The following is a 13,415-nucleotide window of genomic DNA, read 5'->3' as shown; positions in this document are numbered from 1 at the left end:
CATCGTCTTATGGTTTGGCGCGCGTAAAATTTTGTTCCGCTTGTTATAAAACAACTAGGTATTACGATGGATATCCTTGCGAACTACGGCACTGTCCTGATTATTGTTGCAGCGATTTTTGGTTTCATGATGGCGATTGGTATTGGCGCGAACGACGTTGCTAATGCGATGGGTACATCTGTAGGTTCAAAAGCGCTAACTGTAAAACAAGCTATCATCATTGCGATGATCTTCGAATTTGCAGGTGCTTACCTTGCAGGCGGTGAAGTAACCGACACTATCCGTAAAGGTGTAATCGAAACTTCTTTATTTGCTAGTCAACCAGATGTTCTTGTCTACGGCATGATGTCTGCGCTTTTAGCAGCAGGTACATGGCTGCTTCTTGCTTCTTACATGGGCTGGCCAGTATCAACGACTCACTCAATCATCGGTGCAATCATTGGTTTTGCATGCGTATCAGTAGGTACTGAAGCGGTTGACTGGGGCAGCGTTCAAGGCATTGTTGGTAGCTGGATTATTACGCCAGTGATTTCAGGTTTCTTTGCTTACGTTATCTTTGTCAGCGCACAGCGCCTGATTTTTGATACTGAGAACCCTCTGTTTAACGCAAAACGTTTTGTACCTGTTTACATGTTCATCACAACAATGGTGATTGCACTTGTAACCATCAAAAAAGGTCTAAAACACGTTGGTCTTCACCTGACCAATGGTGAAGCCTGGATGTGGGCAGCAGCAGTTTCAGCACTTGTGATGATTGGCGGCTACGTATACATCCAGAAAAAATTCGCTAATCGCGAAGAAGACCGCAGCTTTTCTGGCGTGGAAGGTATCTTCAGCGTTCTGATGGTTATCACCGCTTGTGCGATGGCATTTGCACACGGTTCAAACGACGTTGCAAACGCCATTGGTCCACTGTCTGCTGTCGTATCGACTGTTGAACACATGGGCGAAATCAGCACGAAAAGCACCATCGCTTGGTGGATTCTACCTCTTGGTGGTATTGGTATCGTGGTCGGTCTTGCAACACTAGGTCACAAAGTAATGGCAACCGTTGGTACAGGCATCACTGAGCTAACGCCTAGCCGCGGTTTTGCAGCACAGCTAGCAACAGCATGTACGGTAGTTCTAGCGTCTGGTACAGGCCTGCCAATTTCAACCACTCAAACATTGGTTGGTGCGGTTCTCGGTGTTGGCTTTGCTCGTGGTATCGCAGCACTGAACCTAGGCGTAGTTCGTAACATCGTGGCATCATGGATCGTTACACTACCAGCGGGTGCGTTATTGGCCGTAGTATTCTTCTACGGACTTCAAGCGATGTTCGCTTAAGACACTCGTCAATAGAATGTAAGCGCTTTGTCATTATTGACTCAAACGCACAGAAAGGGAGGCTTTGCCTCCCTTCTTTGTTGCACCGAAGTTTGAAACTGCATACTATTCGTCTATTTCCGGCTCCAATCATTCGGTGCCAACGCTGTCTCCAAGAAAAATCGTTAAGGGATTTACTGTGAAAAAACTAATCATCACGGTTTTGTTTACTTTGCTAGCAGCGCCAGCGGCCCTAGCAGCAGACCGTTATATTTCTGATGACCTCTTCACTTTTATGCACTCAGGTCCAAATAACACCTACCGTATTATTGGTAGTGTTAACGCCGGTTCTAAAGTACAACTGATTAAAACCAACCGAGATACTGGCTACACGCAAGTTCGTGATGACCGTGGTCGCACTGGTTGGGTACAAAGCAAGTTTGTGACAAACCAAGAGAGCATGGCAATTCGCCTTCCTCGCATTGAGAAAGAGCTAGCCGAAGTAAAAGAGCAGCTTGCTAATGCTCGTCAAACTTCTGATGCAGAGAAAGCAGGTCTTGTTACCTCTCTCGAAACACGTAACCAACAAATTTCAGATCTAGAAAATAAATACTCTGAGATCAGTGATCAGCTTACTTCTGTTGAAACAGAAAACCGCGAGCTACGCGCAAAGCTGGATACACAAAAAGATGACATGCTGCTTAAGTACTTCACTTATGGCGGCGGTGTTGCAGGTTTAGGTTTACTATTTGGTTTGATTCTTCCGCATGTCATGCCTCGTAGAAAGCGCTCTCCTGCGGGTTGGGCATAAACCCTTACGCTTTTATCTTTAAAAAGAACGCAAAAGCCAGTCGATATTGACTGGCTTTTTAGTTTGCTTCGTTTGATAGAAGTGAGTACTACTCCCCCATTGAACTAGAGGCTCGACGACGATCCGTTGCGCCATAAAGCTTGCCATCTTTTAGCTCAATTGCATTCAAACCGCTTACCACTGGAATAACGTGCACTGGGTAGCCAAGCTCCATAAACTCAGGCACCAACATTTCTGCGAACGTTTTCTTTTCCACCAGCAAACCAGTCGGGTCATAAGACTTGGTGCGGTCTATCTTAGTGCCATACTGGATGTTTGGTAAGTCAATAGCCTCTTGCGCTGATAAATTCCAATCCAGCACCCCAACCACGGTTTTGAGTACATACCCCGGGATTTGTGAACTACCTGGTGACCCAACCACCAAACGCAAGTTATCATCACTGTCCATCACCATTAATGGCGTAATAGCCGAACGTGGACGCTTGCCCGCTTCAATTGAGTTTTGCGTAGGCTTGCCGTTAACCGTTGGCTGAGGTGAGAAGTTAGCCATCTGCGCATTCAAGATAACGCCATCGACCATCACACCCGAGCCCATACCCGTTCCTACCGTGCTGGTCATCGCAATTGCATTTCCATCTCTATCGACGATAGAAATATGCCCTGTATCTTTGCTCTCGAAGCCTTGATATTGCGCATACTGAGTTTGCGTTATCTGTCCTGCTTTTGGATCCTCTTTTAAAGTGCCATTATCAGGGATTAAATCACGTCTCTGATCTAGATAGGCTTTAGACAACAACTGTTCAACTGGCGTTTCCACATAATCCGGATCTCCGGCATACGCAATACGATCGGCTTTTGCAATTCGCATCGCTTCAGTCATGAGACGCCAAGGTTCCACATCCGTTTTCGCCATATGGGCAATGTCATAGGGTGCGAGCAGTTCAAGACTCTGAGCGACCATCACACCGCCCGAAGCTGGGTAACCAAAAGAGACGATTTTATTCCCACGGTAGTCGCTCTCAATGATGTCACGCTGCTTCACTTGGTAATGTTTAAAATCTTCTAAAGACAACTTCTCGTGTTGGTCATCAATACGACTATTAACCGTCTCTACGATGTGCTGACCAAGCTCACCACCATAAAGGTAACGATCGCCTTGTTGCGCGATCTTCCTCAGCGTCTCAGCCATCTTAGGGTTCTTCATCAAGGTTCCCGTCGGCTTAATATCGTCCCCTTGCCAATACAAGGCTTTCACTTCCGGATCTTGCTCAAGTCGGCTTTGCTCTCTTACTACGATGTCGTAGGTGTAGCTGTTCATCGCGTACCCATTGCTCGCCAATGTAATCGCCGGCTTAATCAGCTCTGCCCATGGCAACTTGCCGTATTGTTCATGAGTGGTGTAAAGCAACCGCAATGTGCCCGGAACCGCAACAGAACGAGGGCCTAATATTTCGTTGCGACTGAGTACTTCCCCATTCTCAACAAACATTTCAGGGTTCGCGCTAGAGGGCGCTTCATCTCGACCATCAAGGGCCAGAAATTTTTTCTCGTCATGTTGATAAAACAGCGCGAAAGTCCCGCCGCCAATTCCGGTCATATCTGGCTCAACGACAGACATCACCATCTGCATCGCGACCATAGCATCAACAGCGTTACCGCCTTCTTTCAATATTGAGTAACCGGTACTGCTCACGTAAGGATTCGTCGCACTGACCATGAAATCTTGCCCGCGACTATCTGGTGTAACTGGGAATGGGTCTGGCTTTGCTGCATAGCTTGTCGATGCAACAATGCTTAAAGAAAAAATCAGAATACGCATGTGTCTCTGTTTAGACTCCTATTATGTGATGGGGTCTAACGTGGACCAAGTCATTACTCCGAAGTTCGTGAAGATGGTGTCTTTTTACACAACGCTGACTGGAATCGCGCTATCAATAGATGAATGATATTGGTGCTATTTAAACGACTGAGGAAAGCTATATTTTGCTTGTTTGAGTATCTAGAAATCATCACCAGAATAGATGCAAAAGATGCTCTGAAAAATAAAAAGCCAGCGATATGATTTCGCTGGCTTGATGTGTTTCTACAAGAGTTACCCTTTCCACTCATACAACGCTGGTATACGAATTTGCTCACCTTGGAACTCAACAATCACAGCTTGCGGTTGTATTTCTCTTAGAGTGACCTGATCATCAACGACATCCCCCTGATGATACTCAACATTGTTAATTTTCACCCAACGGCGATTTTCATCACTAGCGTACATATGGGTTTGCAAATTAAGCGCAGGTAGACGCCCTTGCCACTGGTGAGCGTTGCGCTCTAAATCGTTCACGCGTGCCGTTTGTGATGACGAATTGTCATCATCTCGGGATAAGGCATTTTCGACCTTCCTAGCTAAATCAGGAGATAATGAGGATAAATCCAGATCATCCAAAGACAACCCGAGGTCCTCTTCAGCAGCAGAAGTCGTTTGGGTTGATGCTGAGTCGCGTGTTTCATCTCTGCTTGGTGTATGGCTCGTGTATTCATCGGGGGTGGTAAATGTACCAAAATCACGCGATAGCTCTGCACTTGGCCACTCTCTTGGCAATTGGGCCAACTGGGTGTTCTCTGGATAGTCTAATACTTTGAAAGGTGATACCACTTCGACCTTTTCTATCGGGGACGTTGTATCTACTTCAACACTCGGTGCAAAGAGATCTAAGTACCAAGCGACTCCGATAGCAGAAGCAGTGATTGGCAGCAAGAACAGACCTATATGTTTCACAGCTGACATTATACGTCCTCCTTCTCTATTCTCGCCAGTTGAGGCGCATCTGGCTGAACATTTTGCTGAAGTCGGTCTAGCGTTCGCTTACCTGCAATACCATCGACACCAATTCCTTGCCAACGTTGAAATAACTCGACTCGCTCTTTCATCGCACCATCAAAAATAGACGTTTCAAGCAGTGGCTCACTCACCGCTTCTGCTAATAATCGGTCTAATACTTCAATCGCAGGGCCTTCCATGTCTAAACGTAATGTTTCATTCAGCGGAGCATGCCACAGTTCGATAATATTGCCCTGCCACAACGGTTTTAGCCATGAAATTGGCAGACGGAGACGCTGCTTACCATTGAGCACTTCAGCTTGGTCATTACCGACGGCATATAGAATGACATACCCAACATCACCTTGATAATTCAACTCCAAGATCACAGGGCGATTTTGTTGCATCAACAGCGGCCAAGTCGCCATTTTACGCTCACAACGCATAGTCGACTGCGGTTCTGACAAACAAAGATTATCGCGAACCGATGCTTGATATCCCCACAAACGATACAAATCATTTACAGCGAGGTTCGACTGTTTTTGTGTTAACAATAAATCACGCTGCTCATCCGTTAACTGTTGGCTGACAACGGTTGGTGTTGGCTCTACTCTTGGCTCCGTCACTTGTGTCAACACTGACGTCGCTTGAGCTGGCATATAATTCACGATCGCCCACCCCGTACTTAATGCAGCAATAAGGCCTACCGTGACAGAGCCCCAAGCAGGCCAACGGAAAGTCCGGCGCTCTTTTTTATCTTGCTGATAAATATCTGCCTGAAACTGCATCACCTCTTCACAGGCCTGCTGAACGGTTTGCTTATCCACAACCACATTACCCTGGTGATAACTGATGTTGAGGGATTTGTCACAGATAAGGTTGATGAGCCGCGGTATACCGTGACTGTATTTGGCTATAAGTTTACAAGAAGCACGATTAAACAGTTGCTGGTCGCCACCAGCTGTATGTAGTCGAAATGCGATGTAATCTTCTGTCTCTTTTTCATCCAACGGCAACAGGTGATAACGCCCGGTAATACGCTGGGCAAGTTGGCGTAGTTGTGTTGTTTGTAATAACCGCTGCAATTCAGGCTGCCCGACCAACAACACTTTGAGCAGTTTTCTGGTATCGGTTTCCAAGTTAGTCAACAAGCGCAACTGCTCTAAAACGTCGGCAGCAAGGTGTTGAGCCTCATCAATGACCAGCAATGTCTGCCAGCCTGAACGATAATTACGCAGCAAATATTGATGGATAACCTGGTTTAGCTGTTTGAGGTTTGCGTCTGGCGGATAGGTGATTTTGAACTCATCACAAATGGCTTCGAGCAAGTCTCTACTCGAAAACGTGGGATTGAGAATAAGACCCGCTTTGGTGTTATCACCCAAATTCGCCAGCATCGCTTTTGCGACGGTCGTTTTGCCTGTACCTACTTCGCCAGTAAGCATAGCAAAGCCACCGCCATCGCCTAGCCCAGCTTGGAGATGTGTGATTGCCTCTTTGTGACGTTGGCTTAAATACAAATAACGTGAGTTTGGAACAATCGAAAATGGTTGTTCGACAAACCCAAAAAAGTCCTTATACATTAGGCTCTCCAGCTAAAAAACCACCTGAGAATAGTCAGATATAATATAAACATAGCCGCATCTACTCTCGGGAGTAAAGAAAAGTACCATTGCTTGCTACAATGTCCAACGGCATATCCATAAATTAAGAGGTAATTCGTGCAAGTTTATTTAGTAGGTGGCGCAGTTCGAGATAAATTGCTCGGAATTGATAATTATGACAATGATTGGGTGGTCGTAGGCGCGACGCCTGAGATGATGTTGTCCCAAGGGTACACCGCCGTTGGTAAAGACTTTCCTGTATTTCTGCATCCCAAAAGTAAAGAAGAACATGCCCTTGCACGAACAGAGAGAAAGTCAGGTTCTGGTTACACTGGTTTTGAATGTTTCTTCGATCAAAACGTCACCTTAGAAGAAGATTTGATACGTCGTGATTTAACCATTAACGCGATGGCAATGGAGAGTGATGGCACGATCCATGACCCATATGGTGGCCAGCAAGATCTCAACGATAAACTGCTACGCCATGTATCAGACGCCTTTATTGAAGACCCTCTACGCGTTTTACGTGTCGCTCGCTTCGCTGCAAAGCTTGCTGATCTAAACTTTACGGTTGCCGACGAAACTATGCGGTTAATGCGTCACATGGCAGAATCTGGAGAGCTAAGTACACTGACTCCCGAGCGTGTTTGGCAAGAATGGCATAAATCTCTCTCTACTCCTCGCCCTGATATTTTCTTATCGGTTCTACGAGACTGTGGTGCATTAACCGTGGTGTTACCTGAAATTGATGCACTATTTGGCGTACCTCAACCTGAGAAGTGGCATCCAGAAATCGATACTGGCATCCATACTTTGATGGTGGCAGAGCAAGCCGCAAAATTGAGTAACTCACTCCCCGTCAGGTTTGCCGCCCAAGTGCATGACTTGGGTAAAGGCGTGACGCCAGAGAGCGAATGGCCAAGCCACAAAATGCATTGCCATACAGGATTAAAACTGATCAAAAAGCTGTGCGAACGTGTCCGGGTACCAAATGAGTTTCGTGATTTAGCCTTGATGGTGTGCGAACAGCACTCCAATATTCATCGCGCGGCTGAACTTAAACCACAAACCATAATTAAAGTACTCAATAAACTTGATGTGTGGCGTAAGTCCGAACGTCTACAGGATATCTTGCTTTGCTGCCAAGCGGATCACGCTGGTCGTAAAGGACTGGAAACGCAACCATATCCACAGGCGGATATTTTTAGGCAAGCCTACCAAGCAGCAGCGGCAGTTGACGTTCAAGCCATTATCAAAGAGGGCTTTAAAGGCCCTGCGATTCGTGACGAGCAAGAAAAACGACGTATTGAAGCAGTGAAAGCAGCACTTAAGAAGTAACGAACAAACAAAAACGCCCGCGGATTTCGCGGGCGTTTTTCGTTAACATCAATTATGCACTTAATAGAAAAGCGAACAAACCGACGCCCAAAATGAGACGGTAAATCACAAACGGTGTCATGCCCATGCGTGAAATCATCTTCAAGAAGAAGTGGATACAGATGTACGCACTGATAAACGATGTGATAATGCCAGTCATTAAGAAACCAACATGGACAGGTTCACCACTGGTCACTAACTTCATGCCTAAGTAGCTACCAGCTAATGTAATGATTGGGATCGACATTAAAAATGAAAAGCGCGCAGCCGCTTCTCGAGTAAAGCCAAGGTAAAGCGCAGCTGTGATGGTCGCCCCTGAACGTGAAGTTCCAGGAATCATCGCTAAGGCTTGAGCAATACCGATAAATACAGCTTTCTTCCAACCCGTTTGGTATTCATCGGCAACGAGTTTAGCGTTTTTGTCTACCCACCATAGCAACAGGCCAAATACGATCGTAGTAGTCGCGATAACGTAAGCGCTACGTAGATACACTTCAATGATGTCTTTCATCAATAAGCCGAACACACAAGCTGGAATCGTCGCAATCACGATCATCCAAGCCAATTTAGCTTCTTTACTGCGATCTCCTTTAAAGATCGAAGCAAATAACGCTTGAAACAAAGTGATTACTTCATGACGAAAATAGATCACGACAGCCATTAATGTACCGACGTGAACAGCAACATCAAAGGCTAGACCTTGGTCTTCCCATCCTAAAATAGCGGAAGGCAGGATCAAATGGGCAGAGCTTGAGATAGGCAAAAACTCTGTCAGCCCCTGAATCAGAGCCAAAATAAAGGCTTCAAAATAACTCATGTAAACAACTCAAATTAAAAATGAAAGGAAACGGGTTTGAGCGAATCGACTGGCTGCATAGCATGCCAAATGTCTGCGACTGTGCGTCCATCGCCTGGGATCACTAATTGCGGTTCGAGATCATACAGCGGCTTTGTGACAAAAGGATATTTGTAGATATCACTGCGAGGTAGCTCAGGTTTTTTCTTGGAGACGCGCTCACCGAACAACACTATATCGAGATCCAGTGTTCGATCCTGATACTTTTGCGCGTTTTCTTCGCGTCCCCACTTAAATTCAATCTCGCGTAGTTGATGGCTCAACTCTTCTAATGACAACTCGGTACGCATTGCAACGACAAAGTTGTAGAAATTCTTGCTGCTAAAACCAATAGGTTCGCATTCATATATCGGTGATACGAGGAGATTTTCTCCAAGCCGTTGCAGCTCCTGATACGCAGCAAGCACATGTTGCTCTCTTTCTACGTTCGTCCCAACACCGATATAGGTGGTGATCATGCTCGGCCTCGCTCAATCACCACACCAACAGCACGTGCTTGTGGCACGGCGCCAGGCTTCGCTAGGCGGATTTTCACCCAAGGCACAGAGAAACGCTGCATGATAAGCTCTGCTACTTCTTCAGCCACGCGCTCGACCAGTAAGAAACGACCATTTTCAATGTGGTTAAGTACCGCCTCACTCACCTGCGAATAATCCAGTGCATCTTGCACATCATCACTTTTGCCCGCAGGTTTATTATCGTGTGCCATTTCAATATCTAGAACCAACTTTTGTTTGATTTGTTGTTCCCAGTCGTACACGCCAATGGTGGTGATTACTTCTAACTGTTCAATAAAAACTTTATCCAGAGCCATCTTATGTCCTTCTATTACAGAGGTCGGATACCCGTGAGGGGTAATTTGATCGTAGTATTCTATACCTAAGTAACATTTACTTTGGTCATCACAATGTTACTTAGGTATAAACTGCGAAAGCATCTTTATATACAAGAAATCACATAATGCAAGCTCTATCACAGTGAGGATTTCTGCATTATGTAAATTCGGGGTATGATAGCAACTACGCGGGAACCGAGCATTAAATTCCAATCCATCAAGGACTTCTATGGACGCACTGGCACTGATAATGACAATGGCCGCCTATTTATTAGGTTCGGTTTCCAGTGCGGTTTTGATCTGTCGACTCTTAAAACTGCCAGACCCACGCAGTGTGGGATCTAACAATCCTGGAGCAACGAACGTATTGCGTATTGGCGGACGAGGAGCCGCTGTTTCAGTCTTGTTGTGCGATATGCTCAAAGGCACTATCCCCGTGTGGGGCGGATACTTTCTTGGTATCGACCCTATCATTCTTGGCGTCATCGCCATTGCTGCCTGTCTTGGCCACATGTACCCTATCTTTTTCCACTTTAAAGGCGGAAAAGGTGTCGCAACCGCGCTTGGCGCTATCGCTCCGATTGGTTTGGACTTAACAGGATTGGTAATGTTAACTTGGCTGTCAGTAGCCGCGCTATTCCGCTATTCATCCTTAGCGGCTCTCGTCACGGTTTTGGTCACTCCGTTTTATACTTGGATGTTTAAACCGCAATACACGTTACCTGTTGCTATGCTGTGCTGCTTAATCGTATTTAAGCATCATCAAAATATTCGTCGGCTTTTGTCTGGCGACGAGCCAAAAATCGGCGAGAAAAAACTGACACAAAAAAACTCGGCTTAATGCCGAGTTTTTCGTTTAAAGAAGGATGTATTGGTTATGCATGAACTCGATTCAGGAAGTTCAACAACATCTGGTTGACGAACTCAGGTTGCTCTAAACAACTGATGTGTCCAGCTTGGGGAATCTCCACCAACTCACTGCCTGTGATACAGTCTTTCATTAAATAAGATTCAAAAACTGGACGTGGTTTATCTTCACAGCCCACTGCAATTAACGTCGGCAGAGCAAATTTTTCCGAATCCTCAATCACATCACGGCGACCAAACACCATGCGCCCTATGCGAGCGACTTCCACCGCACGCTCACCATTCAGGTTTTCTAAACTGCGTTTGAATGAAGCGACAAGTTTAGGATTATCCTGATTGACGTTGTTGGCAAAGAACAGCGGCACAACGACTTCAATAATTGACGCAGGCACTGCTTGGACTTGGCTGATGGTATCAAGCATTGCAAAATACTTCTTATACGTAACTTCTGGCTCCCAGCCAATGAAGGTATCCATCAATACCAGTGACTTAACACGTTGCGGCGCTTGAGCCGTTAGCTCTGCTCCCCACATGCCGCCAACAGATAAGCCCACTATCGAGAACTCTTCGATATCTAAATGATCCATCAATGCCAACATATGTTGTGCATAGTCGGCCAATGACTGTGTCGATGCAGGTGCAGCATCCGATTCACCATGTGCCCAAAGATCTGGCACAATACAACGGAATGACTGGCTTAAAACCTCAACTTGCGGCGCCCACATTTGGCTATCCCAAAGGTAACTATGACCAAATAGAAGCACAGGGCCCTCACCTTTATCTAGATAAGCAAGTTGCTGACCTTCAATTTCAAACTTATTCATTGTTATATCCATTTCTTATTCTTCCACGTCATCCTAGCACTGAAACAATAGCGAACTGCTCGCATCAGTCAGAATGTAAAACGAGGCGGTTCATTGAATAATTAAAAATAAAGGCCTCTGAGGAGCAGAGACCTTTATTACACAGAACCGGTTTCAAACCTACCGCATAAATTTGACTAAGCGACAGGTGTTAGTTGATCAATTGGCCAACGTGGACGAGCCTCTACTGACATGTCAGCCACTTCGCCATTCTTCAAGCGCTGCATGCCTGCGTAAGCGATCATCGCACCGTTATCTGTACAGAACTCAGTACGTGGGTAGTAAACTTCGCCGCCAACTTTCTTCGCTAACTTCTCTAACTCGGCTCGCAAACGACGGTTAGCACTCACACCACCAGCAATAACAATGCGTTTCATGCCTGTTTGCTCAAGCGCGCGCTTACATTTAATAGCCAACGTAGCACACACAGCCTCTTCAAATGCCAATGCGATGTCCGCGCGAGTTTGCTCGTCATCACCGTTTGCAGCAATCGTGTTAGCCGTAAAGGTTTTTAGACCAGAGAAACTCATGTCCAAACCTGGCACATTCGTCATTGGGCGCGGGAACTTAAAGCGGCCCGGTGTACCTTTTTCCGCCAGTTTAGATAATAGTGGACCGCCTGGGTAATCCAAACCCATTAGCTTCGCTGTTTTATCAAACGCTTCGCCCGCCGCATCATCAATCGACTCACCTAGAATTTTGTACTCACCGATGCCTCTCACCTCCACCATCATAGAGTGACCGCCCGATACTAATACCGCCACAAACGGGAACGGTGGAGGGTTATCTTCCAACATTGGGGCCAATAGGTGACCTTCCATATGATGAACAGGTACCGCTGGCACTCCCCAAGCATAAGCAATACTGCGACCGATAGTCGCACCCACTAATAGCGCCCCAACAAGACCAGGCCCCGCGGTATACGCGACACCATCGATGTCTTTTGAAGTTAAGTTCGCTTCTTTTAGTGCCTCTTTAATAAGAGGAATGGTTTTCTTTACGTGGTCACGTGAAGCCAACTCAGGCACCACACCGCCGTAATCTGCGTGCAGTTTTACTTGGCTGTATAGCTTGTGTGACAAGAGACCGTTTTCATCGTCATAAATTGCGATGCCAGTCTCGTCACAAGAGGTTTCAATACCAATAATGCGCATGGTTTTCTCAGTATGCTTTCTGTATAGAGGAAATTTGGGCGTCATATTACCTCGCCTTGGTGCTGCAAACAAATTTTGTACAGGCAATAATCGACAAAAGGCTTTACAAAGTAGTTGTGATCGGATTAAAATTCCGCACCATTTTTGATCAAGCTGGTAAGAGACCTAACAATTGTGATTTGGTCTGTTGAATACCAGCGTTAACGAATAACCCCTGAGGTGAAAGGCATATGCCAGTAGTTAAAGTACGTGAAAACGAACCGTTCGACGTTGCTCTACGTCGTTTTAAGCGCTCTTGCGAAAAAGCAGGTATCCTTTCTGAAGTGCGTCGTCGTGAGCACTACGAAAAACCAACTACAGTTCGCAAACGCGCTAAAGCAGCAGCTCAAAAGCGTCACGCTAAGAAGCTAGCTCGCGAAAACGCTCGTCGCGTTCGCCTGTACTAATAACTGAGCTCCAAAAGGAATTTAGTTATGGCTCTGATTGATCAACTCAAAGAAGAGCAAAAATTAGCGATGAAAGCCAAGGACAAATTGCGCCTTGGTACTATTCGTTTAGCCCTATCAGCAATCAAGCAACGTGAAGTTGACGAACAGATTACTCTGAACGATGACGACATTCTTGCAGTATTGACCAAGATGGTTAAACAACGTCGCGATTCTGTAGCGCAGTTTGAAGCAGCGGGTCGTCAAGATCTTGCTGATGCGGAACAAGCAGAAATTACCGTTCTTGAGGACTTTATGCCTCAACCACTGACAGACGAAGAAGTAGCGGCTCTCATCGAGAACGCGATTGCTGAATCTGGCGCAGCTGGCATGCAAGACATGGGCAAAGTAATGGGCGTTCTGAAACCGCAAATTCAAGGGCGTGCAGATATGGGTAAAGTAAGCGGTTTAGTTCGCGCTAAATTGGCTTAAGGTACCCCACCCAA

The 13,415-nt window shown here is 46.1% G+C and carries 14 protein-coding genes; 6 read left to right on the top strand and 8 right to left on the bottom strand.

Features of this window, described 5'->3' with window-relative positions; all coding sequences use genetic code 11:
• Positions 1–66 precede the first annotated feature (66 nt).
• Both R7Z47_RS14315 and R7Z47_RS14310 read left to right on the top strand, forming a co-directional pair.
• A complete protein-coding gene (locus R7Z47_RS14315; RefSeq protein WP_005379898.1) occupies positions 67–1,326 on the top strand; it encodes an inorganic phosphate transporter in 1,260 nt (419 codons plus the stop codon).
• A 178-nt stretch (positions 1,327–1,504) separates the two neighbouring features.
• Complete coding sequence (locus R7Z47_RS14310) at positions 1,505–2,116, top strand: TIGR04211 family SH3 domain-containing protein (RefSeq protein WP_005379900.1); 612 nt, start codon at positions 1,505–1,507, stop codon at positions 2,114–2,116.
• A gap of 88 nt (positions 2,117–2,204) precedes the next feature.
• Here the strand turns inward: R7Z47_RS14310 and ggt are convergent, their stop codons facing one another.
• The 3 genes from ggt to R7Z47_RS14295 form a co-directional block, all read right to left on the bottom strand.
• Positions 2,205–3,935 carry a gamma-glutamyltransferase gene (ggt, locus tag R7Z47_RS14305; RefSeq protein WP_025768393.1) on the bottom strand — a complete coding sequence of 577 codons (1,731 nt, stop codon included), beginning with the start codon at positions 3,933–3,935 and terminating at the stop codon, positions 2,205–2,207.
• Between the two features lie 273 nt (positions 3,936–4,208).
• On the bottom strand, positions 4,209–4,895 hold the full coding sequence (locus R7Z47_RS14300) for a general secretion pathway protein GspB (protein WP_005379904.1): 687 nt from the start codon (positions 4,893–4,895) through the stop codon (positions 4,209–4,211).
• Positions 4,895–6,511 carry an ExeA family protein gene (locus tag R7Z47_RS14295; RefSeq protein WP_262606804.1) on the bottom strand — a complete coding sequence of 539 codons (1,617 nt, stop codon included), beginning with the start codon at positions 6,509–6,511 and terminating at the stop codon, positions 4,895–4,897. The genes R7Z47_RS14300 and R7Z47_RS14295 overlap by 1 nt, the downstream gene beginning before the upstream one ends.
• A 138-nt stretch (positions 6,512–6,649) precedes the next feature.
• On the opposite strand from R7Z47_RS14295, the gene R7Z47_RS14290 reads away from it, so the two are divergent.
• Positions 6,650–7,870: a multifunctional CCA addition/repair protein gene (locus tag R7Z47_RS14290; protein ID WP_262606803.1), complete on the top strand. Its 1,221-nt coding sequence runs from the start codon at positions 6,650–6,652 to the stop codon at positions 7,868–7,870.
• A 52-nt stretch (positions 7,871–7,922) separates the two neighbouring features.
• Here the strand turns inward: R7Z47_RS14290 and R7Z47_RS14285 are convergent, their stop codons facing one another.
• From R7Z47_RS14285 to folB, 3 genes are read right to left on the bottom strand one after another with little or no spacing between them, the layout of a single operon-like run.
• Positions 7,923–8,726, bottom strand: a complete 804-nt coding sequence (locus R7Z47_RS14285) for an undecaprenyl-diphosphate phosphatase (RefSeq protein WP_017820255.1) — start codon at positions 8,724–8,726, stop codon at positions 7,923–7,925.
• 14 nt (positions 8,727–8,740) lie between these two features.
• Positions 8,741–9,223 carry a 2-amino-4-hydroxy-6-hydroxymethyldihydropteridine diphosphokinase gene (gene folK / locus R7Z47_RS14280; RefSeq protein ID WP_005387457.1) on the bottom strand — a complete coding sequence of 161 codons (483 nt, stop codon included), beginning with the start codon at positions 9,221–9,223 and terminating at the stop codon, positions 8,741–8,743.
• Complete coding sequence (folB, locus tag R7Z47_RS14275; RefSeq protein ID WP_005387458.1) at positions 9,220–9,579, bottom strand: bifunctional dihydroneopterin aldolase/7,8-dihydroneopterin epimerase; 360 nt, start codon at positions 9,577–9,579, stop codon at positions 9,220–9,222. Before folB ends, folK begins: the two co-directional genes overlap by 4 nt.
• A 250-nt stretch (positions 9,580–9,829) precedes the next feature.
• Between folB and plsY the strand changes: the two genes are divergently transcribed.
• A complete protein-coding gene (plsY, locus tag R7Z47_RS14270) occupies positions 9,830–10,441 on the top strand; it encodes a glycerol-3-phosphate 1-O-acyltransferase PlsY (protein ID WP_005379857.1) in 612 nt (203 codons plus the stop codon).
• A 34-nt stretch (positions 10,442–10,475) separates the two neighbouring features.
• On the opposite strand, the gene R7Z47_RS14265 is transcribed toward plsY, so the two are convergent.
• Together R7Z47_RS14265 and tsaD are read right to left on the bottom strand one after the other, a co-directional pair.
• Positions 10,476–11,291, bottom strand: a complete 816-nt coding sequence (locus R7Z47_RS14265) for an alpha/beta fold hydrolase (RefSeq protein ID WP_238844402.1) — start codon at positions 11,289–11,291, stop codon at positions 10,476–10,478.
• Between the two features lie 176 nt (positions 11,292–11,467).
• Entirely contained in the window at positions 11,468–12,484 is a 1,017-nt protein-coding gene (tsaD, locus tag R7Z47_RS14260) for a tRNA (adenosine(37)-N6)-threonylcarbamoyltransferase complex transferase subunit TsaD (protein ID WP_005379854.1), read from the bottom strand.
• A gap of 230 nt (positions 12,485–12,714) precedes the next feature.
• On the opposite strand from tsaD, the gene rpsU reads away from it, so the two are divergent.
• Both rpsU and R7Z47_RS14250 read left to right on the top strand, forming a co-directional pair.
• Positions 12,715–12,930, top strand: a complete 216-nt coding sequence (gene rpsU / locus R7Z47_RS14255) for a 30S ribosomal protein S21 (RefSeq protein WP_001145625.1) — start codon at positions 12,715–12,717, stop codon at positions 12,928–12,930.
• 27 nt (positions 12,931–12,957) lie between these two features.
• Positions 12,958–13,401, top strand: a complete 444-nt coding sequence (locus tag R7Z47_RS14250; RefSeq protein WP_005379720.1) for a GatB/YqeY domain-containing protein — start codon at positions 12,958–12,960, stop codon at positions 13,399–13,401.
• The last annotated feature ends 14 nt before the right edge of the window (positions 13,402–13,415 follow it).

This window comes from Vibrio sp. 1641 (assembly GCF_033339995.1).
Classification (GTDB): domain Bacteria; phylum Pseudomonadota; class Gammaproteobacteria; order Enterobacterales; family Vibrionaceae; genus Vibrio; species Vibrio alginolyticus.
This window is presented reverse-complemented; position numbering and strand designations above follow the sequence as displayed.